The 20,531-nt window shown below is 61.0% G+C and carries 24 protein-coding genes; 7 read left to right on the top strand and 17 right to left on the bottom strand.

Going from position 1 to position 20,531, the window contains the following annotated elements; translation table 11 throughout:
- The first annotated feature begins 164 nt into the window (after positions 1-164).
- From paaG to ACR0KM_RS02715, 5 genes are all read left to right on the top strand, one after another.
- On the top strand, positions 165-950 hold the full coding sequence (gene paaG, locus ACR0KM_RS02735) for a 2-(1,2-epoxy-1,2-dihydrophenyl)acetyl-CoA isomerase PaaG (RefSeq protein WP_480856691.1): 786 nt from the start codon (positions 165-167) through the stop codon (positions 948-950).
- Between the two features lies 1 nt (position 951).
- Positions 952-1,380, top strand: coding sequence for a hydroxyphenylacetyl-CoA thioesterase PaaI (gene paaI, locus ACR0KM_RS02730; protein WP_480856693.1), 429 nt, complete (start codon positions 952-954; stop codon positions 1,378-1,380).
- A gap of 17 nt (positions 1,381-1,397) precedes the next feature.
- Complete coding sequence (gene paaK / locus ACR0KM_RS02725; protein ID WP_480856695.1) at positions 1,398-2,705, top strand: phenylacetate--CoA ligase PaaK; 1,308 nt, start codon at positions 1,398-1,400, stop codon at positions 2,703-2,705.
- An 18-nt stretch (positions 2,706-2,723) separates the two neighbouring features.
- Entirely contained in the window at positions 2,724-3,320 is a 597-nt protein-coding gene (locus ACR0KM_RS02720; protein WP_480819238.1) for a TetR/AcrR family transcriptional regulator, read from the top strand.
- A gap of 69 nt (positions 3,321-3,389) precedes the next feature.
- Positions 3,390-3,602, top strand: a complete 213-nt coding sequence (locus tag ACR0KM_RS02715) for a hypothetical protein (protein WP_480856697.1) — start codon at positions 3,390-3,392, stop codon at positions 3,600-3,602.
- Positions 3,603-3,605: 3 nt separating this feature from the next.
- Here ACR0KM_RS02715 and ACR0KM_RS02710 read toward each other — a convergent pair whose 3' ends face one another.
- The 9 genes from ACR0KM_RS02710 to ACR0KM_RS02670 all read right to left on the bottom strand — a co-directional run bounded on the left by ACR0KM_RS02710 (position 3,606) and on the right by ACR0KM_RS02670 (position 10,627).
- A complete protein-coding gene (locus ACR0KM_RS02710) occupies positions 3,606-4,364 on the bottom strand; it encodes a Phenylacetic acid catabolic protein (protein WP_480856699.1) in 759 nt (252 codons plus the stop codon).
- Positions 4,365-4,377: 13 nt separating this feature from the next.
- Positions 4,378-5,451, bottom strand: coding sequence for a 1,2-phenylacetyl-CoA epoxidase subunit PaaE (gene paaE, locus ACR0KM_RS02705; protein WP_480856700.1), 1,074 nt, complete (start codon positions 5,449-5,451; stop codon positions 4,378-4,380).
- Between the two features lie 14 nt (positions 5,452-5,465).
- Positions 5,466-5,924, bottom strand: coding sequence for a 1,2-phenylacetyl-CoA epoxidase subunit PaaD (gene paaD, locus ACR0KM_RS02700; protein ID WP_480856702.1), 459 nt, complete (start codon positions 5,922-5,924; stop codon positions 5,466-5,468).
- Between the two features lie 6 nt (positions 5,925-5,930).
- The gene (paaC, locus tag ACR0KM_RS02695) at positions 5,931-6,689 is read right to left on the bottom strand and encodes a 1,2-phenylacetyl-CoA epoxidase subunit PaaC (RefSeq protein WP_480856703.1); all 759 of its coding nucleotides are present in this window, start codon (positions 6,687-6,689) and stop codon (positions 5,931-5,933) included.
- Positions 6,689-6,973, bottom strand: a complete 285-nt coding sequence (gene paaB, locus ACR0KM_RS02690) for a 1,2-phenylacetyl-CoA epoxidase subunit PaaB (RefSeq protein ID WP_010437865.1) — start codon at positions 6,971-6,973, stop codon at positions 6,689-6,691. Before paaB ends, paaC begins: the two co-directional genes overlap by 1 nt.
- An 18-nt stretch (positions 6,974-6,991) precedes the next feature.
- Positions 6,992-7,984 carry a 1,2-phenylacetyl-CoA epoxidase subunit PaaA gene (gene paaA / locus ACR0KM_RS02685; protein ID WP_480819244.1) on the bottom strand — a complete coding sequence of 331 codons (993 nt, stop codon included), beginning with the start codon at positions 7,982-7,984 and terminating at the stop codon, positions 6,992-6,994.
- A gap of 15 nt (positions 7,985-7,999) precedes the next feature.
- Positions 8,000-9,202: a 3-oxoadipyl-CoA thiolase gene (gene pcaF, locus ACR0KM_RS02680; protein WP_480856705.1), complete on the bottom strand. Its 1,203-nt coding sequence runs from the start codon at positions 9,200-9,202 to the stop codon at positions 8,000-8,002.
- A 194-nt stretch (positions 9,203-9,396) separates the two neighbouring features.
- A complete protein-coding gene (locus ACR0KM_RS02675; RefSeq protein WP_480856706.1) occupies positions 9,397-9,615 on the bottom strand; it encodes a DUF1127 domain-containing protein in 219 nt (72 codons plus the stop codon).
- Positions 9,616-9,808: 193 nt separating this feature from the next.
- Positions 9,809-10,627 carry a cyclase family protein gene (locus ACR0KM_RS02670; RefSeq protein WP_480856708.1) on the bottom strand — a complete coding sequence of 273 codons (819 nt, stop codon included), beginning with the start codon at positions 10,625-10,627 and terminating at the stop codon, positions 9,809-9,811.
- Between the two features lie 233 nt (positions 10,628-10,860).
- Here ACR0KM_RS02670 and ACR0KM_RS02665 point away from each other — a divergent pair, with 233 nt between their 5' ends.
- A complete protein-coding gene (locus ACR0KM_RS02665) occupies positions 10,861-12,954 on the top strand; it encodes a 3-hydroxyacyl-CoA dehydrogenase NAD-binding domain-containing protein (RefSeq protein ID WP_480856710.1) in 2,094 nt (697 codons plus the stop codon).
- A 153-nt stretch (positions 12,955-13,107) separates the two neighbouring features.
- Here ACR0KM_RS02665 and rpe read toward each other — a convergent pair whose 3' ends face one another.
- Positions 13,108-13,797 carry a ribulose-phosphate 3-epimerase gene (gene rpe, locus ACR0KM_RS02660; protein ID WP_480819249.1) on the bottom strand — a complete coding sequence of 230 codons (690 nt, stop codon included), beginning with the start codon at positions 13,795-13,797 and terminating at the stop codon, positions 13,108-13,110.
- Positions 13,798-13,852: 55 nt separating this feature from the next.
- On the opposite strand from rpe, the gene ACR0KM_RS02655 reads away from it, so the two are divergent.
- A complete protein-coding gene (locus tag ACR0KM_RS02655; RefSeq protein WP_480856712.1) occupies positions 13,853-14,002 on the top strand; it encodes a hypothetical protein in 150 nt (49 codons plus the stop codon).
- On the opposite strand, the gene ACR0KM_RS02650 is transcribed toward ACR0KM_RS02655, so the two are convergent.
- The 7 genes from ACR0KM_RS02650 to ACR0KM_RS02620 are packed head-to-tail and all read right to left on the bottom strand — an operon-like array spanning position 14,003 to position 20,503.
- Positions 14,003-14,479: a class I SAM-dependent methyltransferase gene (locus ACR0KM_RS02650; protein ID WP_480819250.1), complete on the bottom strand. Its 477-nt coding sequence runs from the start codon at positions 14,477-14,479 to the stop codon at positions 14,003-14,005.
- The gene (locus ACR0KM_RS02645; RefSeq protein WP_480856714.1) at positions 14,476-15,252 is read right to left on the bottom strand and encodes a polysaccharide deacetylase family protein; all 777 of its coding nucleotides are present in this window, start codon (positions 15,250-15,252) and stop codon (positions 14,476-14,478) included. The genes ACR0KM_RS02650 and ACR0KM_RS02645 overlap by 4 nt, the downstream gene beginning before the upstream one ends.
- On the bottom strand, positions 15,249-16,391 hold the full coding sequence (locus ACR0KM_RS02640) for a glycosyltransferase family protein (RefSeq protein ID WP_480856716.1): 1,143 nt from the start codon (positions 16,389-16,391) through the stop codon (positions 15,249-15,251). Before ACR0KM_RS02640 ends, ACR0KM_RS02645 begins: the two co-directional genes overlap by 4 nt.
- Positions 16,388-16,972 (bottom strand): histidine phosphatase family protein, encoded by a 585-nt coding sequence (locus ACR0KM_RS02635; protein WP_480819253.1) that lies wholly within the window; start codon positions 16,970-16,972, stop codon positions 16,388-16,390. The genes ACR0KM_RS02640 and ACR0KM_RS02635 overlap by 4 nt, the downstream gene beginning before the upstream one ends.
- Complete coding sequence (locus ACR0KM_RS02630) at positions 16,969-18,045, bottom strand: glycosyltransferase family 4 protein (RefSeq protein ID WP_480856717.1); 1,077 nt, start codon at positions 18,043-18,045, stop codon at positions 16,969-16,971. Before ACR0KM_RS02630 ends, ACR0KM_RS02635 begins: the two co-directional genes overlap by 4 nt.
- The gene (locus ACR0KM_RS02625; protein ID WP_480856719.1) at positions 18,045-19,292 is read right to left on the bottom strand and encodes a glycosyltransferase family 4 protein; all 1,248 of its coding nucleotides are present in this window, start codon (positions 19,290-19,292) and stop codon (positions 18,045-18,047) included. The genes ACR0KM_RS02630 and ACR0KM_RS02625 overlap by 1 nt, the downstream gene beginning before the upstream one ends.
- A complete protein-coding gene (locus ACR0KM_RS02620) occupies positions 19,289-20,503 on the bottom strand; it encodes a glycosyltransferase family protein (RefSeq protein WP_480856720.1) in 1,215 nt (404 codons plus the stop codon). The genes ACR0KM_RS02625 and ACR0KM_RS02620 overlap by 4 nt, the downstream gene beginning before the upstream one ends.
- Positions 20,504-20,531: the final 28 nt, after the last annotated feature.

Genomic DNA, 20,531 nt, shown 5'->3' with positions numbered 1-20,531 from the left:
TCAAAAGCGCAAGTCGTGAATTTGGTATTGGTTCGTTTTGTAACTATCAACGGGCCGCAGATGGTCTTGCCGATCCGCCGAGTCACAAAAGCTTGGAGAATTTATTGACCAACCGTTCGGTTTATGCAAGAAGTTTGTTGTAACTTATGCAAAGCGAACCGGGCATGTCTGATACGATTATTTCGCAGAATATGGGGCAATGGGTTGAAATCACACTCAATCGCCCCGATCGCCTGAACAGCTTTACCGATGAGATGCATTATGCCCTGCGCGCCGCGCTTGAGGCCGCGCGCGACGGTGGTGCCCGCGCTGTACTGCTGACGGGTGCGGGGCGCGGGTTCTGTGCCGGGCAGGATTTGGGCGATCGGAACCCCGCGACGATGGATGGTCCGCCCGATCTGGGATACACCGTACGCACCTTCTATGCGCCTCTGGTACGTTTGATCCGGTCGCTGGAGTTCCCTGTTGTCTGCGCCGTCAACGGCGTTGCAGCGGGGGCGGGGGCAAATCTGGCGCTGGCCTGCGATGTGGTGCTGGCCGCCGAATCGGCCAAGTTCATTCAGTCGTTTTCCAAGGTTGGCCTGATCCCCGATACCGGTGGCAGCTGGCACTTGCCGCGCCTGCTGGGCGAGGCGCGCGCCAAGGGGTTGGCGCTGACCGGTCAACCCTTGCCCGCGCAACAGGCCGCCGATTGGGGGCTGATCTGGAAGGCCATCCCAGACGCCGATCTGATGGCCGAGGCCCGCGCATTGACCGAACAACTTGCCGATGGCCCAACGCTTGGGTTGGGTTTGACCAAGCAGACGATTCAGGCTGCCGCGACGCATACTCTGACCGAACATCTGGAACTTGAGGCCGACGCAATGAAGACCTGCGGCGAAAGCGCGGATTATGCCGAGGGTGTGACCGCGTTTCTAGAAAAACGCGCGCCGGTATTTCGGGGGAACTAGGATGACGCCGAAGGAACGCGCCGAAAAAGCCGCCGCTGCCATGTGGGGGCGGGACAATGCCTCGAAATGGACGGGGATGGAGTTGGGCGAGGTTGACGAGGGCCGCGCCACCCTGACGCTGACCGTACAGGACCACCATTGCAATGGGCATGGCATCTGCCATGGCGGAGTGACTTTCATGCTGGCCGACAGCGCGTTTGCCTTTGCCTGCAACAGCCGCAATCAGTCCACGGTGGCGCAGCACAATGTCATCAGCTTTGTCGCACCGGCACAGTCCGGCGATCTGCTGACCGCCCGCGCGAGCGAACAAAGCCTGACCGGGCGCAGCGGCATCTATGACGTGACCGTAACCAACCAAACCGGCCAGAAGATCGCGGAATTCCGGGGGTTTTCCCGCGCGGTCAAAGGCCCGGTGTTTGACGAGACCTGAAGACGAAGAGGGATGGCATGAAGGATCTTACTCCGAACAAGGCGGATCTTGATCCGATCGAGATCGCCTCGATTGACGAAATTCGCACGCTGCAACTGGACCGGCTCAAGTGGTCGCTGCGCCATGCCTATGACAACGTGCCCATGTATCGACAGCGGTTTGATGACGCCGGGGTCCATCCTGATGACCTGCAATCTCTGAGTGATCTGGCGCGATTCCCCTTCACCTACAAGAACGACCTGCGCGAGAATTATCCGTTTGGCCTGTTCGCCGTCCCGCGCGAACAGATCATCCGCGTCCATGCCTCATCGGGCACAACCGGTAAGCCGACCGTCGTGGGGTACACGCAGGGTGATATCGACAACTGGGCCGATCTGGTGGCGCGGTCGTTGAGGGCCAGCGGGTTGCGCCGGGGCGATATGGTGCACAACGCCTATGGCTACGGCCTGTTCACCGGCGGTCTGGGCGCGCATTACGGGATCGAACGCCTTGGGGCCACGGTCGTCCCGATGAGCGGCGGACAGACCGGCAAGCAGGTCGACCTGATCACCGATTTCAAACCCGATGGGATCATGGTGACGCCATCTTATATGCTGAATATTCTTGAGCAGTATCATAAGGTTGGTCTCGATCCGCGCGAAAGCTCTCTGGCGGTTGGCATCTTTGGCGCTGAACCCTGGACGGATTCCATGCGCGCCGAGGTGGAACAAGCTTTCGACATGCATGCCGTCGACATTTACGGCCTGTCCGAGATCATGGGGCCGGGTGTTGCCAATGAATGTGTCGAAACCAAAGACGGCCCGGTTATCTGGGAGGATCACTTCTATCCCGAGATCATCAACCCCGAGACTGGTGAGGTCATGCCCGATGGTGAAATTGGTGAACTGGTCTTTACCACGTTGACCAAAGAGGGGCTGCCGATGATCCGCTATCGGACGCGCGATCTGACGCGGTTGCTGCCCGGCACCGCTCGGTCGATGCGGCGGATGGAGAAGATCACCGGACGTTCGGACGATATGATCATCCTGCGCGGCGTGAACGTCTTTCCCAGCCAGATCGAGGAACAGGTTCTGGCGACCGGCGGTCTTGCGCCCTACTATCAGATCGAACTTTACAAAGCGGGCCGGATGGACGCCATGCGCGTGCATGTTGAGGCCACGCCCGACGCGGCGGATGAACTCAGCAAAACTGCCGCCGCCCGGATGCTGTCACGCCGGATCAAAGAGGTGGTTGGTATCTCGACAGAGATCGATATAGGCGAGCCGGGTGAGGTCGAACGCTCGCAGGGCAAGGCCCGGCGCGTGATCGACAATCGGGACAGCTGAGCGAGAGAGGGTCAGACATTGGCGCGCACGATAGCAAAAGACCACGACCACAAACGGGCTCGCATACTGAAATCTGCGGCGCGCGTCTTTGCGCAGGAAGGGTTTGATCGGGCCTCCATGTCTCAGCTGGCGCGGGAATGTGGGATATCGAAGGCGAATATCTATCACTATTACGATAGCAAGGATGCGATCCTGTTCGATATGCTCGACAGCTATCTGCGGCAGCTGCGGGATCAGATTTGCGGCCTCGACCTTGAAGGTTTGGACCCCGCGGAACGCCTGAAACGCGTGCTGCGGGAAATCCTGCTGGCCTATCAGGGCGTGGATGATGAGCATCGTGTGCAGACCACCGGCATATCCGCGCTGCCAGAAGAACAGCAGAAACTGCTGCGCGGATATCAACGCGAACTGGTGGTGTTTGTCAGCGATATCATCGCCAGCGTTGCGCCCGACACGTTCAAGGGCGACGCTGCCAAGCTGCGGGCCACGACCATGTCCGTTTTCGGGATGTTGAACTGGTTCTATATGTGGAACGCGGGCGCAGATGCCGAAGCGCGCGGCGATTATGCGGCGCTGGTGAGCAATCTGACTTTGTCAGGCGTTGACGGTCTTTGACCCTCGGCTGGCGCAGAGTTGATTTGGCTGCGCCGTCCAGATGGGTTTGAATGGGGTCGGAGGTCGCCCATGCAAAGCCCGGATCGTTTCGACAAATTCTATTTCGCCAAGGTTGGTCTGGGCGAGGCCTGCGGCTGCGCTGAACGTGTGATCGATGTGTTCGAGTTCAACCGGAAAGCTGGTGCTCAGACGCAGCCGATAAAAAGCGTCCGGCGCAAACGCCGTTCGCTTCGCGGGTTGGCGGTGAAGTACGGGCTGCTCAGCCGCAAGCGTCAGCCGTGAAGATCAGGGCGCCTTCAGGCCCAGCTTCTCGATCTGTTCGGTCGCTTTGACCACCCACTGATCTTTCATCTCGGCCCCGGTCAAATGCCGCAGGCCCAGCTTGCGAAGCGCCTCGGTTTTCTCGGTGGTCGCTGTCCCGAAGCTGGCCGCAACGCGGGGCCACCAGTACGCGACCGAGGCCTGCAGTTCCGCTGACTTCCCCTGTTCGATCAGCTTGATCGCGCCCTCAAGGGCCAGTTCGCCATGGCGTGCCTCGATCGGGGTGATGTCGCGGAACGCCTCTGCCAGCGGCTGGTAGGATATCTGCGAAAACTGCGCTAGTTGGACTGCAACCGCTTGGCTCATCAGCAGGTTCATGATCACAGCGTCTTCCCATCCCTCAATCGGATAGTTGAAAACCGCAAGGCGCATGTCGTGCTCGGACCGGGTTGCCCCAATATCCGCGTCGCGATCCAGACGGGTGGTCCAGGGGTGGTGAGTGGCATAGCGGTCGGTATTGGCCCCGAACTCGCCCATGATTTTCAGAACGCGGTCTGCATTGTCGGTCTTTTCCAGCACAATCTTTGCCGCTGCGATACGTTCCTTGATGCCGGGGCCCTGATTGATCACATCGGCAAAACCCGCAGCCCCTGCCAGCTCGCTGTCCACAAAGGTTGCCATCAGCTTCATCAGCTCCGCGCGATAGCGGGGTGGTACGTTAGTTGGGTTGCTCAGAACGCCACCTGCGGCCAGATAGCTCTCGATTGTCATGTCTTCAGCCATCATTCCCTCCGGTCTATTGATCGTAGTCCACGACCACGGTGTCAGTCAGCGGATAGGCCTGACAGCTCAGGACATAGCCTTTCTCGACCTCGTAATCTTCCAATGCGTGATTGGCGACCATCTCGACCTCGCCCTCAAGCACACGGCAGCGACAGGTCGAACAAACACCGGCCTTACAGGCATAAGGCGCGTCCATCGCGTTCTCCAAGGCCGCATCAAGGATCGAGCGATCCTTGGGCATAGTGACCGTCTGCGTTGCCCCGTCCATGGTGATCGATGCCTTGGTCTGGTTGGCTTGCGACGCCGTATCCGCCCCGCTGTCCTTGCGCTTGGCGCGACCCGGTTGGGCGCTGGCGAACAGCTCGAACTTGATCTGTCCGTCATTCAAGCCATGCGCACGAAGCGCCGCGGCAATGCCCAGCATCATTGGCTCGGGTCCGCAGATAAAGGCCGTATCCACGTTCTGTACGTCGATCCAGTGTTGAAACAGCTCGGCGCATTTTTCCTGCGTGATCAAACCAGTAAACAACTCGATCTCTTGCGCGTCCGTTTCCAGAATGTGGATCACGTTCAGGCGCCCCATGTAGAGGTTCTTGAGGTCTTCAAGCTCTTCCCGGAACATGATCGTGTTCACGCCTTTGTTGGCATAGACCAGCGTGAAACGGGAATGCGGTTCGCGGGCGAGCGTGGTTTTCAGGATCGACAACACCGGAGTGATGCCCGACCCGCCCGCAAAACCCAGATATTGCTTTTCCGCAGCAGGGTCGATTGCGGTGTGAAAGCTGCCCATCGGGGGCATCGCCTGAACCGTATCGCCTACCTGTAAATCGGTATTAGCCCAGGTCGAAAACGCACCGCCATCCACGCGTTTGATACCGACCTGCAGAACGCCCTCATCCTTGCCTGCGCAGATGGAATAGGACCGACGCAGTTCCTCGCCATCGAAATCGCGGCGAAAGGTCAGGTATTGGCCTTGGGTAAAGTCGAAGTCTTCGGTCGAGCCGTTCACCGGTTTCAGCGTCACCACCACCGCGTCGCGGATGGTTTTGTGAATGTCGGTGACTTCCAGATCATGAAAGCGTGCCATCCGGTGATCCTCCCTCAGATGCACTTGAAATAGTCAAAAGGTTCCAGGCAGTCGGTGCAGCGCCAATGGGCCTTGCACGGGGTCGAGCCGAACTGACTGACCTTCTCAACCGCTTTGCTGCCACAATGCGGGCAGCGTTCGGGGCCGCCTGCGGGTTGGGGCGGCGCGATTCCGTATTCCTCAAGCCGGGCGCGCCCCTTGTCGCTGAGCCAATCCGTGGTCCAGGCAGGCGCGATACTGGTCTCGATCCGCAGATCTTCGATCCCATGTTCGCGCAGCGCGGTTTCGATATCCATGCTGATGATCGAGGTCGCCGGGCAGCCGGAATAGGTCGGCGTGACCGTGACCTTCAGCGTGTCATTATCCCATTGCACATCGCGCACGATGCCCAGATCGACCACCGAGATCACCGGGATCTCGGGGTCGGGCACAGCATCCAGCCACGCCCATACCCGATCCGTCGAGGCCCGCATCCTCAGTTACCACGTTGCGCCGGGATAGGCGCGCTGCAGCCACTGCATTTGTGTCAGCAGGTGGCCCAGATGTTCGGTATGCATGCGGCCATCACGCCCGCCTTTATGGGCAAAGCGGCTTTCGGGAATGGTCAGGGTGGCCTCGGTCAGCACCCGCTCGACCAGAGCGTCATATTCCGCGCGCAGATCAGCCGGGTTCGGGGCGATTCCCGCCGCGACCATTTCAGCATCGACATCGTCGCTGACAAACATTTCGCCGACATAGGGCCACAGGTAGTCCAGCGCCTCTTGCATGCGAGCATGGCTTTCCTCGGTCCCGTCACCAAGCCCGACAACCGTATCGCCCGAGCGTTCGAGGTGATACGTGACCTCTTTGCTGGCCTTCGCGGCGATTGCTGCGACCCGGTCGTCAGACGATTTCATCAGACGACCCAGCATGATCGAATGCCACGCGTCGAACAGGAACTGGCGCATCAGCGTGCGCCCGAAATCGCCATTGGGCACTTCGACCAACAGCACATTTCGGAAATCCCAGGCGTCGCGTAGAAAGGCCAGATCATCGGCGCTTTTGCCGCCATCGATCTCACCTGCAAGGCCAAGCCACATCTGGGTCTGACCGATCAGGTCCAGCGCTGTGTTGGCCAGCGCGATGTCTTCTTCCAGCACCGGCGCATGGCCGCACCATTCGCTGACGCGATGGCCGAGGATCAGGGTATTGTCCCCCATCCGCAGCAGAAATTGCAGGAACGCCTCATCGCGTGTCATCACATCGCCCCCACTTCATCAGGAATGTCGAAAAAGGTCGGGTGACGGTAGACCTTGCTTTCGCTGGGCTCATAAAGTGGACCTTTGTCACTGGGCGACGACGCCGAGATGTTGTTGGCTTCGACCACCCAGATCGAGACGCCTTCGTTGCGGCGGGTGTAGACATCGCGGGCATTCTTGATCGCCATTTCCGCGTCGGGGGCGTGTAGCGAGCCGACGTGACGGTGGCTCATTCCATGTTGACCGCGGATGAAGATTTCCCACAGGGGCCATTCGTTGTTCATCGTGTGTCCTCCTCGGGTTTATTCTGCCGCCAGATTGCGGGTGCGTTTCTTGCGGGCATGGGCCAGCAACCCGTCCCGCACCCATTGGCCGTCGTCCCACGCCTTATTGCGCGCGGCCAGACGGTCCACGTTGCAGGGGCCGTTGCCCTTGATGACGTCAAAGAATTCGGACCAGTCGGGGTCGGTGTAGTCATAATGGCCCCGCTCCTCGTTCCATTTCAGGTCCGGGTCGGGGATTGTCAGACCCAGATATTCGGCCTGCGGGACAGTCTGATCGACGAATTTCTGGCGCAGCTCGTCATTGGTGTTGATCTTGATCTTCCACGCCATGGATTGGGCTGAATGCACGCTGTCCTTGTCGGACGGGCCGAACATCATCAGCGATGGATACCACAACCGGTTTAGCGCATCCTGCGCCATCCGGCGCTGTTCGGGCGTGCCCTCGGCCATCTTGCGGATCGCGTCATAACCCTGACGCTGGTGAAAGCTTTCTTCCTTGCAGATGCGGATCATGGCGCGCGAATAGGGGCCAAAAGAGGTCCGCTGCAGCGGCACCTGATTCATGATCGCAGCGCCATCGACCAGCCACCCGACCGCGCCGATATCGGCCCAGTTCAGCGTCGGGTAATTAAAGATCGACGAATACTTCATGCGGCCATCCAGCAGCATCTCGGTGATTTCGTCCCGGCTGACACCCAGCGTTTCAGCCGCGCAATACAGATACAGCCCATGCCCGGCCTCGTCCTGTACCTTGGCCAGCAGGATCGCCTTGCGCTCCAGCGTGGGTGCTCGGGTGATCCAGTTGCCCTCGGGCAGCTGGCCGACGATCTCGGAATGGGCGTGCTGGCCGATCTGGCGGATCAGCGTCGCGCGGTAATCGTCGGGCATCCAGTCCTTGGGTTCGATCTTGATATCGGCGTCGATCTTGTCCTGAAAGGCGCGCTCCTGCTCGGTCATTTCTTCGCGGGATTTCACGCCGGTTCCGGCTGTCTTGATCATCTGAGCATACATGTCGGGTCTCCTCCCTTACACGCGTTCGAGAATAAGTGCGGCTCCCTGGCCAACGCCCACGCACATGGTGCACAGGGCATACCGCCCGCCCGTGCGGCGCAGTTGATAAGCGGCGGTCATCACCAGCCGCGCACCGCTCATCCCAAGCGGATGGCCAATCGCAATCGCGCCGCCGTTTGGGTTCACATGCGGCGCATCATCCGCCACACCCAATTCGCGCAACGTCGCCAATCCTTGCGAGGCAAACGCTTCATTCAACTCTATCACATCCATCTGATCGATGCTGAGGCCAGCGCGCGCCAGCACCTTCTGGCTGGCCGGAACCGGGCCGATGCCCATCACGCGCGGCTCGACCCCGGCAACGGACATGCCGACCACGCGGGCAATCGGTGTCAGATCGTTCTTTGCCGCCGCAGCTTCATTCGCCAGAAGGATCGCCGCTGCGCCGTCATTGACGCCCGAGGCGTTCCCGGCGGTCACGGTCTTGTCCGCCCCATTGATCCCCTTCAGGGCCGAGAGTTTCTCTGCCGTGGTCCCCGGACGCGGATGCTCGTCAGTGTCGACGACGACGGACTCACCTTTGCGCTGCGGGATTGTGACCGGGGTGATCTCCTCCTGAAACACCCCGGTCTGGTGCGCCGCGGCCCAGCGGGCCTGGCTGCGTTCGGCAAAGGCGTCCTGGTCGGCGCGATTGATGCCATAAGTTTCCGCTACGTTATCTGCGGTTTCGGGCATCGAGTCGATACCAAAATTTTTCTGCATCTTCGGGTTCACGAACCGCCAGCCGATTGTGGTGTCGAAAACCGCATTGGCGCGGGAAAAGGCACTGGTCGCTTTGGGCATCACAAACGGTGCGCGCGACATGCTTTCGACGCCCCCGGCGATGGCCATGTCATAATCTCCGGCCCGGATTGCGCGGGCGGCCATGCCGACCGCATCCATGCCCGAAGCACACAGCCGGTTGATCGTGGTCCCTGGTACGTCCACAGGCAACCCGGCCAAAAGTGCTGCCATACGCGCCACATTGCGGTTGCTTTCACCCGCCTGATTGGCATCGCCATAGATCACATCATCCACGCTTGCCCAGTCGACCTGAGGGTTGCGTGCCATCAGGGCCGCAATCGGAATCGCGGCCAGATCATCGGGGCGCACTTGGCTCAGACTGCCTCCGTACCTTCCGATTGGGGTGCGCTGGGCGTCGCAGATAAAGGCGTCCATGGGGTGCGGGCTCCGAATGTTATGCGATGTCATTAAGTGACCGGTAGGTCGGTTAATACGCGCTGGGCTGATTCGCGGCAAGCAAAATGTAACGCGATTATGCTAACGGCAAAAAATCGGTAACATATCAAGATAACCCAAAGAAAAAGCCCGCAGGATTGCGGGCTGTTTGTCGTGTGCTCTTGGGTGCGGGTTCAGATCACGCCAGCCATGACCAGACGTACGATATCTACGCGCCGCAGGTCCCGTGCCGCCAGTTCTTTGTCTGACATTGCCCAGAGAGCCTGTACTTTGCGCACTTTCGACCGCGCAGCGCCGATCTCAAGGAGGGCGTGCCAAATGCCTTTGGCGATATCGGTGGTGACTTCGACGGCGGTGTGCAGGGAAAGGCTGTGTGTGGCTGAGGGGCGCATGGGTCCGGGTCTCGACTGGTCTCTGAATCTCGACCGCATCGTTACTGCAGGTAAAAACACTCAGCCATAGGGTCTTAGGCATAGCTGCCGTGCAGCTGGTGCAACCCGTGGCAAGACTCTCGATCTGTCTCATAAAAATAAGGGCAAGGCCGAAGCCCTGCCCAATACATGCGTCAATTTGCCTGCCGGTCGCTCAGACCATGGCAAAGATGCGGGCAGGGCCGCCCGATCCGCCCCGATGCGACGGGGCGCCAACAATCAGGGTCGCGCCGCTGGCCGGTACCTTGTCGAGATTGGCGAGGTTCTCGATCCCGTACCGGTTGGTGGGCAGCCACGCATAGTGCGTCGCGAAATCAGCCGATGGTCCGTGATCCAGAGACAGGGAATCCACCGCCAGTGCGACCGCGCCAGTTTCATCTATCAGCATTTGTGCGGCTTCGACATGGAAGCCGGGGAAGTGCATTTTGCCCTCGTCATCGGCGTTGCGGAACCCGGCGGTGGCCGTTTTTGCGCCCCAGCCAGAGTGCATCGCCACACAGGCCCCATCCGGGATCGGCCCGTTGGCGTCGATCCAGGCCTTCAGGTCATCCGGCGTAACCTGCGCATCCGCGTTCTCGGCCGCCTTTGCAGCGATATCAACGACGCAGAGCGGACAGACCAGGTTCGAAACCGGTATCTCATCAACCGACTGGCCGTCCGCCGAGAAATGCAGCGGCGCGTCGATATGTGTGCCGGTATGCTCGTTTACCGCAAGGTTGAACAGGTTGAACCCATGATCCTTGAAGTTGAAGGCTTGGGTAGCCTCTATGCCGGGTTCTCCGAAATAGGTTGGGAACTCGGCGTCGTAAATATGGGTCATGTCCACCACTTCGCCATGGCCGGCGGCCAATGCGGGTGGCGCGCTGGCAGTTCCAAGCGCCGTACCGGCTGCGACAGCGGCACCCGCCTTGAAGAAGGATCGCCGCGACATCATCCGATCTTTTACGGCGTTCATCACGCATACATCACACATTTAAGCCTCCCTGTGTTGACGCTGGTCTTTGGATACTGCCCGGTCGGCCCGGCCAAGTCCAATTAAGCCTACTTGCGCTCATGCTATCGTGTTGGGCTTTGGACGGGTGTCACATAAGCGTCAGCGGGGTGCTGGTTTAAAAACCGAACGGTTGGTCGAAAATAAACTTGAATACGCGGCCTGACCGGTTCAGTCTTGGGCAAACAGGCGACGCAGGAAGAGAGGTCAGGCGCATGTCAGGGGTGATCAGCTATGAGAAGATCGGCGATATCGCTGTGCTGGCGGCTCAAAACCCGCCGGTGAATGCGTTGGGCGCAGATATGCGCAAGGGCATTCTGGAAGGGATCGAACGCGCCGAGGCCGAGGCGGCCCGCGCGGTCGTAATCTACGGCGAAGGCCGGACCTATTTTGCGGGTGCTGACATCCGGGAATTCGGCAAACCCCCGCAAGATCCCTTCCTGCCCGCCCTTTGTGATCGTATCGAGGCTTCGCCTTTGCTGATTGTTTCGGCTCTGCATGGCACGGCTTTGGGCGGCGGGCTCGAGGTGGCTTTGTCCTGCCACTACCGTATCGCGGTGCCATCGGCCAAGGTTGGGCTGCCCGAGGTCAATCTTGGCATCCTGCCCGGCGCGGGTGGAACGCAGCGCCTTCCGCGTGTCGCCGGTGTTGAAAGAGCTTTGGACATGATCACGACCGGGCGGCATGTGCGCGCGCCCGAAGCGTTGGAGATGGGGGTGCTGGATCGCGTGCAGGACGGTGAGCCCCGCGAGATCGGTTTGGCCTATGCGCGCGAACTGCTCGACAGCAATGCGCCGCGCCGCCCGGTTTGCGATATGCCGAAACCCGCGGCCATCGATTTTGACGCCGCGTATGACGCAACGCTGAAGAAGGCGCGGGGTCAGCTTTCGCCCGCCGTAGCGGTGCGTGCGGTACAGGCCGCCTGCGAGGCCGAGGATTTTGCGGCCGGGCAGGCGCGCGAACGCGAACTGTTCAACCAGCTTATGGCCTCGGATCAGCGCAAGGGCCTGATCCATGCCTTTTTTGCAGAACGTGCGGTGTCGAAATTGCCTGATCTTGAGGGTATCGCTCCGCGGGACCTGCACCAGATCGGTGTCGTCGGCGGAGGTACGATGGGAGCGGGTATCGCCGCCGCAGCTTTGCTGTCGGGCTTTCCGGTCACCCTGCTTGAACGGTCGAGCGAAGCCGCGCATGCGGCCAAAGAGCGGATCGTGGGAACGCTGAACGGTGCCGTGAAACGCGGCAAGCTGAGCCCGCAGGCGCGTGAGGATATCTTGCATGGCAAGCTGGTATTGGCGACCGACTATGACGCGCTGAGCACTGTGGACCTCGTGATCGAAGCCGTTTTCGAAGATATGGAACTGAAGAAAGACGTCTTTGCGCAACTGGATGCGGTTTGCAGGCCCGGGGCGATTTTGGCGACCAACACATCGTATCTGGACATAAACGAGATCGCTCGGTCGATCAGCCGGCCCCAGGATGTTCTGGGGCTGCATTTTTTCTCGCCTGCCCATGTGATGAAACTGCTTGAGATCGTTGTGGCAGAGCCGACCGCGCCAGAGGTGGTTGCAACCGGTTTTGCGTTGGGTAAGCGTTTGGGTAAGGTCTCGGTCCGGTCGGGTGTCTGTGACGGGTTCATCGGGAACCGCATTCTCAGCGCCTACCGTGCCTGCGCCGATCATATGGTTTTGGATGGGGCGTCCCCGTTCCAGATTGACAAGGCCCTGACCGGGTTCGGGTTCGCGATGGGGCCGTTTGCGGTTTCGGATCTGGCCGGTCTGGATATCGGCTGGGCCACGCGCAAACGCAAGCGCGCCGCTGGACTGGACCCGCGGGCACGAGACAGCTTCTACGCTGACAAGCTGTGTGAGGCGGGGCATTTTGGTCAGAAATCCGGCAAGGGGTACTATGTTTACGAGGCGGGACAACGCGGCGGCTCTCCGAACCCTGAAGTCATGCGGTTGATCGAAGCAGAGAGGGCGGAGCGGGGGATTGTCACGCGCAGCTTCTCGGATGCCGAGATCGTGCGCCGCTATATGGTTGCAATGGTGAATGAAGCGGCGCGGGTCGTGGGTGAAGGTATCGCGGGAAGGCCCTTGGACGTGGATGTCGCGCTGCTCTACGGATACGGGTTCCCCCGCTTTTGGGGCGGGCCGCTCAAATGGGCCGACCTGCAGAGGTTGCCCGAGGTTTTGAAGGATATCCTCGAATGGTCGACCGAAGATGCCTATTTCTGGCAACCTGCGCCCTTGCTGGAACAACTGGTGGCTGAGGGCCGCAGTTTTGACGATCTGAACAAACCCGGATGATCCGACAGCGGGGCGTCTCCCGCGTCCACGCAATATTGGCTGCGCCAATACCGCTTATGGACTTGGGCCCGGCATCGCGCGTAGCGCGATGCCGGGCCCAACAGGAGGAGGCGTTCCGTTAGGAACGCTGACGACTGGCGGGAGAGCCCGCGACTACTTTGCTGCGCTTTCTGCGGCCACCCGTACAGCGCGGATGTTTTCGCCGTAGACCGAGGGATTGGCAACGGACCCGCCCTTGAACACTGCAGACCCGGCGACCAGCACATCGGCACCCGCAGCCGTCACCAAGGGGGCGGTGGTGGGGTCAACCCCGCCGTCAATTTCGATATGCACCGGACGATCGCCAATCATATCACGCAGGCGATGCACTTTGGCCGTCATATCGATGAACTTCTGGCCGCCAAAGCCGGGGTTTACCGTCATGACGCACACCAGATCAGCCAAATCCAGCAGATGTTCAACTGCCTCTGCCGGGGTGCCCGGGTTCAGCGCCACACCGGCCTTCATGCCGGCGCCGCGAATGGCCTGCAGGGTTCGATGTGTGTGTGGCCCGGCCTCGACATGGGCGGTCAGGATGTCGGCACCTGCATCGGCGTATGCCTGGATGTAGGGATCAACCGGCGCGATCATCAGGTGCACATCCATCACCGTCTTCACGTGCGGCCGGAATGCCTTGACCGCGGGCGGGCCGAAGGTGAGGTTCGGCACAAAGTGCCCATCCATCACATCGACATGAACCCAATCCGCGCCTTGCGCTTCGATGGCCTGAATTTCCTGCCCGAAATTGGCGAAATCCGCAGACAGAATAGAGGGTGCGATTTTGACGGAGCGATCGAAGCTCATGGCGGTCCTCGTGTGAGATCTGGTTTGCGTGGCCGTATAGCCCGCTGCCACGGTGATGGGTAGCCCTTATGCTGGCGATTTGCGCCAATCCGATCTCAAATCCTGCATGGATGGCGGTACAGCGCCCGAAGCCGCTGGCCGCGATGTCAGTGGATCGAAGGCCCGGATACCGCGACCGGCGTTCGGCCTGCGCCCCGATTTCTGATTACGTGCGATAGAACAGATAGCGGTCCGGCGCGATCGTGTCCGGGCCGGAAATCTGGTCGAAGCCCACCAGAGGCTGACCCGAGATCAGTAGCCCTCCGGGGCGCATGACCTTGGCGATTAAAGGGCTGAGACGCGCGGCTTCTGCCACATCTTCCGATTTGATGCCGCGCCCGAAATCATAGTGCGCCATTATGATGGTCGGGCCTTTGGCAGCCAGTTGCTCCAACATGGGTTCAGCCTCACCCTGAAGAAAATCCTCGGCTGGGGGGATGCTGTCTGGATGACACTGCAGCGCCCGGTCCATCACCCAAATCCGGCGCGTTGGCAGGATTTCACGCAGGTGATGATAGGTGCGGCCATTGCCCAGCCCCATGTCCAGCACTTCGCCCTCCAAGTCCTCGATCTTGGCAGCGGCCCAGTTCAGCCCGTCGCGTTGGGCTGTCAGACGGCGCAGCATGGAATCAAGTCTGCTCATTCGGACGTTCCTTCTGTTTTGGTGTCAGGCTCTGCGACCCAGGGAACGCCCGGGCCCTCGCACAGCCGTTGCAGCAGGTCTTTGGTAAAGCTCCAGATGTCCTGATCATGGACCAGATGATGCGTCAATACACCAAACGGTTCCGTGTTGTCGGCTCGCCCTTCGCGGCGATCCTGCAACATCGCGACGGTCTGCGCGATCAGGCCGTCAGGTCTGGCCAGCCCGCGCGTACCGCGCCAGTCGATCGGGTCAAGATGGGTGTTGTTCTGCTCAAGCCGGGGCGCCGCCAGGCGGGATCTGCGTGGTGTTGCGGTCGACAGACTCTGGTAGCCCAGATCGGGTAAATACGAGACCACCTCAGGCGCGATCCGGTTCCAGGGTGGAACAAACATCGGGCGCAGCCGGGTGCCGAACAAGGTTTGCAAGCGATCCAAGCCTGCAGCCGCATCCGCGACAATCGCTTCGATAGGTCGGTGCAGGCGGAACTCGGCTTTCTTCTCATGCCGAGGCGCATGGTTTTGGTGCGCCCAACCGTGTACGACGGGGATCAACGCGGGTGAAGACCGAACGTAGTCCGCAAGCTCGGCCTTAGCCATATGCGGGATCACCGCAAGATGTACCGGTAGTTTGAGCTCGTCCGAGAGCGCGGCCAACTGCTCAAGCTGGGGTGTGACTGCTATGGCGTCATCGTCGCGCCACCAAAGCGGCAGGGTCAGATTTGCCTTGCGCCAAAGCTTGAATTCCGTTTCCAGCGGCCGCCAATCCGGGGTCATCGTCTGGTCCTTGCCATTTGGGTTGCAATTTCTACCGCTTGCCGGGCACCGTCGAAACCCTGGGTGATGGCCGCACGTGGGGGATCAGACAAGACACGGGCGACCGCCTTTGCCAGAGATCTGCCGCTCAGCTCATGGCTGCTCAGAACCTCGATGCCGGACAGCTTTGTCAGGCTCTGTGCGCGCAGGCTTTGTTCGACCTCGTTGCCATCGTCAAATGGTATTAGAACCGAGGGAGTGCCACTTTGCAGAAGATCCATTGCGGTATTGTAACCACACATGCTGACTGAGGCTGCTGCTAGGGGCAGCATTTGGCGGAAGTCGGGTCGAACCGGCTCGATTGTTATGGGGGTCGTTCCGGCAGTGTCCGACAGTTCGGCAATGCGCGCCCGTGCGTCTTGTCCCCCGACCAGCAGGCGCCAGCGCCGGTCGGGCATCTTCCGGGCGGCCTCGATGGCCGCGCGAAAGATCGGTTGACCCACCGATCCCCCTCCGGCGCTCACCACGACTTCATCCCGGCCAACGCCATCAGGATGCGGAAGCGGCGCGGGCGCTGCGACAAACCCGGTATAGTGCAGCCTAGAGGCGAGGTCGGGCGACACCGGCCAACTGACCTCCAGCCGCGCAATACCGGGGTCTGAATGAACAAGCACGCCGTCGTAAAACCGGGCAATGATCTCGTCGGCACGTTGGGCTTTTGCAGGCTTTGACGGTGGCGCAAGGATGTCTCGGATCGAACTCAGAATGGCCGGCGGGCTGGGCAGGGATTTCGCAATCTCCAATGCGGCGAGAAACTCTGCAGCCAAGACGCGGCGGCCAAAGGGATAGAGCTCGGTGATGAATATCTCGGGCTGAAAACGGCGCAGAGCTTCGGACAGAGCCGAGACGCGCGCGCTCAGGTAATCCTGGTCTGCTGCGGTTCCGTCTTGCGTCAGCAGTCGTGTGAAGTTGGTTCCATCCGACCGCAGAGGCGGCAGCCCAAGCAGCGTCATGCCCGTTGCGTCAAGCTGGGGTGCGGGCATGCCGCCCGACACCACAAAGACCTGGTGTCCTTGCTGCACAAAGGCGCGACCCAATGTCAGCGCCCGGCTCAGGTGGCCGGTGCCCAGCAGATGCGTGACGGCGATCATGACTCTCATGCAAGCCCCTCGCGCGGGATTAGTCGGATCGGCTCTGCTTCGGGCTGTAAACCGCTCAGGTCAACAATATACAATCGGTTTCGCTTAATCTTGAACGGGGCCGGTCCTGCGAAGTCCCATCCCCAGGCTTTGGCCAGGATCACGCGCATGATGCCGATGTGGCATACGGCCAGCGTGTCACGCTCAAGCGCCTGCAGCCAGGGCGCGACGCGGGCCCAAAGTTCGGCGGGGCTCTCACCGGAGGGCGGTCGGAAATCCCAGCTCCAGTCCTCGATATGTCGATAACCGCTGTCGGGTTGTCGGACCAGGTCCGCTCCGCGCTGCCCTTCCCAATCGCCCCAGTTCATCTCGATCAGGGCATCCGCAGTCTTGGGCGCGCGGCCTGAGACCAGCGCGGCGGTTTCCGCGGCCCGGGACAGAGGGCTGGCCCAGACCGAGGCCGCGTCCCAGGGCGGGGGGAGGCGATAGCCGGACAACTCGGCACGCGCATCGTCGTCCAGCGGGATGTCGCTGCGCCCCTGAATGCGACCCGCTCGGTTCCAGTGGGTATGTCCGTGACGCAGCAAAGCCAAACGGCTCATGGACGATCCTCCAGCATGGGCCTGATCGCAGACCAGAAGGTTTTCGTTGCCGTGGGCAAAAGATGGCGCGTGGCGATATAGCTCCGGGCGCGTTCGCCCTCGGTCCGGCAGAGTTCCGGGTCGGTCAGAAAGGTCTGTATGCGTGCTGCCAGACCCGCCGCGCCGGATTGAACTGTCGGGTGGTCGGACGGCAATAGAACATCGCGCACCCCCGGACGATCCTGCGCCACGACGGGAACCCCGGCGGCCTGCGCCTCGAGGTAGACCATGCCATAAGCCTCGTTGAAGCCGGGCCAGATCAGCACCGAGGCCTGACCGTAGACCTGCTGCAACGTGGTGCGGTCGAGCTGCCCCAGAAACCTGACGCGTTCGCCGAACGGGGACATCAAACTTTCGACCTCGGCTCTGGCTGGGCCGTCCCCGGCAATATCCAGCCTCCACTCCGCCGAGAGTTGTGTCAGTGCTTCTGCCAAAAGCGCATAAGAGGCCAGCTTGTCCCCTGTCCGCATCATCCCAACCGTTAGCATCGGGCCCGTTTGGGTCGAGGCGTTGGGCAAAGCGTTGATTGGCAGGAAGGGGGGCATCTCGACAAGCCGCTGATCAGCATAGCGTTCCCGTTGCAGAGTGATCAGATCGTTGGCCGTGTGATAGAAAATCACGTCCGCAGCGTCGCAGGCTGCATGGGCCTTGCGGGCGAAGCGATCCCATGGCCCGTTCAGTCGGCTTGTCGCGCGCGTGCTTTCAAGCTGAACATATGGTATTCCGCGCGCCCGGCACAGCGCCGGCCCCAGCAGATCGGGCGCTTTGTAGTAGTTATGATAGGTCACCCACAGGCTTGTCTGCGCGGGCAGTTCTGAGACAAGCCGGTCAACTTCCATCGCTGCCTTGGCCTCAAGCGCCTCTTGCAGCTGCACATTGCCGGTCTTGTCGTAGATACGAAGCTGCGAAGCCAGCTCAACCCGGTCCCCTTGAGCTGCGATTGCAGTCATGAGGTTGCGCGCCATTTCGCGATCCCCCGAGGGGGTGTCACTGTCGGGTGATTTCATCGGCGCATAGAAGGCGATCTGCGCCATCAGAGATCATCCGCACAGAGGGCGCGCAGCCGCTTCGACAGCCGCCGGATTCCGGGTGCCATCTGAAACTCTGCGATCAGTCGGTCATATGCTGCTTGTGCCATTCGCGCGGCTTTGTCAGGCTGCGCGGCAAGATCAGTGATCGCTGCCGCCAATTCCGTCGGCTCATCTTTCGACAAAACGCCATGCTCGCCGCTGGTGATGAATTCGGGGATGGCCGAGACGGGTGTGGACAGGATCGGCAGGTGCTGCGATGCGGCCTCCATCAACACGTTCGGCAACCCGTCCCGGTCGCCGTCCTCAGCGATGCGGCTGGGCAGGACGAACACATCCGCTTGCCGCATTTCGGCGATCACCTCGGGCTGATCACAGGGTCCTTTCCAACGTATGTGTCGGGTCAACCCAGCCGCATCGGCCTGTGCCTGCAACGTATCGCGCAGCGCGCCGCCTCCGATGTGGGTCCACTGCCAGTCCAGTGTTTCCGGCAGCAAGGTAAAAGCCTGAAGCAGCCGATCAAAGCCCTTCTTCTCGACGAGGCGCCCGACCGAGAGCAGCCGAAGCGGCGCCGTCGTGGCGCGCGGAGTGCGTTGTGGGTGAGCCGGAAATCGCGACAGGTCCAACCCGTGATAGATCAGGTCAACACGTACCGGGTCATCCGCAAGCGAGCGGAGATGCGCGGCGCCGATCGCCGTGCAGGTCGCGCCGAAAGTGGCACCATGGGTCGCGGCGCAAAGCTTTTCGCGTTTTTCCCATTCGGGCGAGGTCCAGATATCTTTGGCATGGGCCGAAAAGCTCCATGGCAGATTTCGCATGATGGCGGCATAGCGCGCCACCGACGAAGGGGTGTGCATGAAATGTGCATATAGCCCACGGGTTTGAGCGGGCAATTCGGCGGCCAGCACACAGGCCTGTCCGAACCTGCGAATGCGGTTGTGGCTTGGATCGCGGCGCAGGTCCTGCCGCCAGACGTCATAGGCCCGACTGTATCCGGGAAGACGTGCCGCAATCCGACGGGCGGTCTGCAGCCGCTGCGGCTCGTCGTACAGGTATTCTGGCAGATAGTGCACTTGACCCTGAAATCGGTCGTGCAGCGGATGGCGTTTGGTATCTGTGGGATGGCGCAGAGACCAGATGTCGAACAGGTGCCCGGCCTCCTGCAAGGCAACCAGTTCCTGGGCAATGAACGTCTCGGACAGGCGCGGCCAGCCTTTGACCAACACCGCCAGCTTGGGTGCGTGGGCGGTCATCCGGTGGCGCGCTTTTGTTCCGCGCCCAGCAGGGCATCAATACGGTGGGTGACGTATTTCAGCCCATCCAGCAATCCGGCGCGAATGGCCTGTGAGGGCAGCGGCTGGTTCGACAGCTCGCGGATCGCATGGATCATTGCATCTGCGGTCAACCCGTCGCGTTTTTCATCCAGCATCTGCACCAGCCCCAAATCCTCGGCCCGCGACGCCCGGATCCACTGTTCAAGCCGCGGGGTTGTCCGCGGCACGATGACGGCACGCTTGTCGAAGGACAGAACCTCGCAGAAGGTGTTGTAACCGCCCATGCAGACCACACCTGCAGCTCCGGCAAACAGCGTTTCGATCTGAGATTCGAAACCCACAGCCGTGACCCTGCCGTTCAGCGCGGCGACACGGGTTTCGAAGTCTTCGCGCAGTTCGCCCGACAGGAACGGGCCATAGACGAGAACCGCGCGCGGCGACAGGTCTGGGTCTTTTTCGTAAGCCGACAGCACGAGGTTGACCATCGCTTTGCCGTCGCCGCCACCGCCCGGCGTGATAAGGATATAGGGTTGCTCGGGCGGCTCGCCGACGGGTCCAAGATCGCGCCTGAGGTACCCTGTCCAGTGGATGCGCTGCTGTGTGGCCGGGCTCAGCGGCAGGCCCTGCGTCGGGTCGTAGACAGAGCGCAGGCCATAGACCCAGATCTCGTCATAGAACCTTTCTGCTGCTGCAACAGCGTCTTTGCGATGCCACTCGGCGGCCAGTACCTCGGGTTCGTCCAGCACGTCACGCAGGCCAAGCACCAGTTTGGTCGAACACGAATGCTCGAGATATTCGAGGGTTGGCAGCAACTCTCCGCGAAAGCCGGTGGGTTCCTTGTCGACGATCAACACATCGGGATCGAATTGCTCAACCGCGGTCTGGATCAGGCTCGACCGGAGCTCGGTCACTTCTTCAATACCCATGCCGATGGTCTGCGATGCGTAAGAGCCGTCGGCGCGTTTGGTCACCCCAGGCAGGCGTACGTGATCGACGCGACGCGGGAAAGTAAAGCGCCCGGCCACGGGCGAGCCCGTCAAAATCAGCGCGGACGCCCGCGGATCGGCTTGCGTGATCGCAGCAGCCAGCGCGCGTGACCTGCGCAGGTGGCCCAGTCCAAACGTGTCGTGGCTATAAAGCAGGATGCGCGGGGCGCGGCCGTGTTTTTCGTGTGCTTTTCCTAGGCTCATGCTTTGCCTGTGTCGGTTCCGATGCAAC

Source organism: Ruegeria sp. G10 (assembly GCF_056533645.1).
This window is presented reverse-complemented; position numbering and strand designations above follow the sequence as displayed.

Excerpts from the sequence above, each read along its gene's own strand:
- paaG (WP_480856691.1), top strand. The coding sequence starts at position 165 with ATGTCTGATACGATTATTTCGCAGAATATGGGGCAATGGGTTGAAATC.
- paaI (WP_480856693.1), top strand. The coding sequence starts at position 952 with ATGACGCCGAAGGAACGCGCCGAAAAAGCCGCCGCTGCCATGTGGGGG.
- paaK (WP_480856695.1), top strand. The coding sequence starts at position 1,398 with ATGAAGGATCTTACTCCGAACAAGGCGGATCTTGATCCGATCGAGATC.
- ACR0KM_RS02715 (WP_480856697.1), top strand. The coding sequence starts at position 3,390 with ATGCAAAGCCCGGATCGTTTCGACAAATTCTATTTCGCCAAGGTTGGT.
- ACR0KM_RS02710 (WP_480856699.1), bottom strand. The coding sequence starts at position 4,364 with ATGGCTGAAGACATGACAATCGAGAGCTATCTGGCCGCAGGTGGCGTT.
- paaE (WP_480856700.1), bottom strand. The coding sequence starts at position 5,451 with ATGGCACGCTTTCATGATCTGGAAGTCACCGACATTCACAAAACCATC.
- paaD (WP_480856702.1), bottom strand. The coding sequence starts at position 5,924 with ATGCGGGCCTCGACGGATCGGGTATGGGCGTGGCTGGATGCTGTGCCC.
- paaC (WP_480856703.1), bottom strand. The coding sequence starts at position 6,689 with ATGACACGCGATGAGGCGTTCCTGCAATTTCTGCTGCGGATGGGGGAC.
- paaB (WP_010437865.1), bottom strand. The coding sequence starts at position 6,973 with ATGAACAACGAATGGCCCCTGTGGGAAATCTTCATCCGCGGTCAACAT.
- paaA (WP_480819244.1), bottom strand. The coding sequence starts at position 7,984 with ATGTATGCTCAGATGATCAAGACAGCCGGAACCGGCGTGAAATCCCGC.
- pcaF (WP_480856705.1), bottom strand. The coding sequence starts at position 9,202 with ATGGACGCCTTTATCTGCGACGCCCAGCGCACCCCAATCGGAAGGTAC.
- ACR0KM_RS02675 (WP_480856706.1), bottom strand. The coding sequence starts at position 9,615 with ATGCGCCCCTCAGCCACACACAGCCTTTCCCTGCACACCGCCGTCGAA.
- ACR0KM_RS02670 (WP_480856708.1), bottom strand. The coding sequence starts at position 10,627 with ATGTGTGATGTATGCGTGATGAACGCCGTAAAAGATCGGATGATGTCG.
- ACR0KM_RS02665 (WP_480856710.1), top strand. The coding sequence starts at position 10,861 with ATGTCAGGGGTGATCAGCTATGAGAAGATCGGCGATATCGCTGTGCTG.
- rpe (WP_480819249.1), bottom strand. The coding sequence starts at position 13,797 with ATGAGCTTCGATCGCTCCGTCAAAATCGCACCCTCTATTCTGTCTGCG.
- ACR0KM_RS02655 (WP_480856712.1), top strand. The coding sequence starts at position 13,853 with ATGGGTAGCCCTTATGCTGGCGATTTGCGCCAATCCGATCTCAAATCC.
- ACR0KM_RS02650 (WP_480819250.1), bottom strand. The coding sequence starts at position 14,479 with ATGAGCAGACTTGATTCCATGCTGCGCCGTCTGACAGCCCAACGCGAC.
- ACR0KM_RS02645 (WP_480856714.1), bottom strand. The coding sequence starts at position 15,252 with ATGACCCCGGATTGGCGGCCGCTGGAAACGGAATTCAAGCTTTGGCGC.
- ACR0KM_RS02640 (WP_480856716.1), bottom strand. The coding sequence starts at position 16,391 with ATGAGAGTCATGATCGCCGTCACGCATCTGCTGGGCACCGGCCACCTG.
- ACR0KM_RS02635 (WP_480819253.1), bottom strand. The coding sequence starts at position 16,972 with ATGAGCCGTTTGGCTTTGCTGCGTCACGGACATACCCACTGGAACCGA.
- ACR0KM_RS02630 (WP_480856717.1), bottom strand. The coding sequence starts at position 18,045 with ATGGCGCAGATCGCCTTCTATGCGCCGATGAAATCACCCGACAGTGAC.
- ACR0KM_RS02625 (WP_480856719.1), bottom strand. The coding sequence starts at position 19,292 with ATGACCGCCCACGCACCCAAGCTGGCGGTGTTGGTCAAAGGCTGGCCG.
- ACR0KM_RS02620 (WP_480856720.1), bottom strand. The coding sequence starts at position 20,503 with ATGAGCCTAGGAAAAGCACACGAAAAACACGGCCGCGCCCCGCGCATC.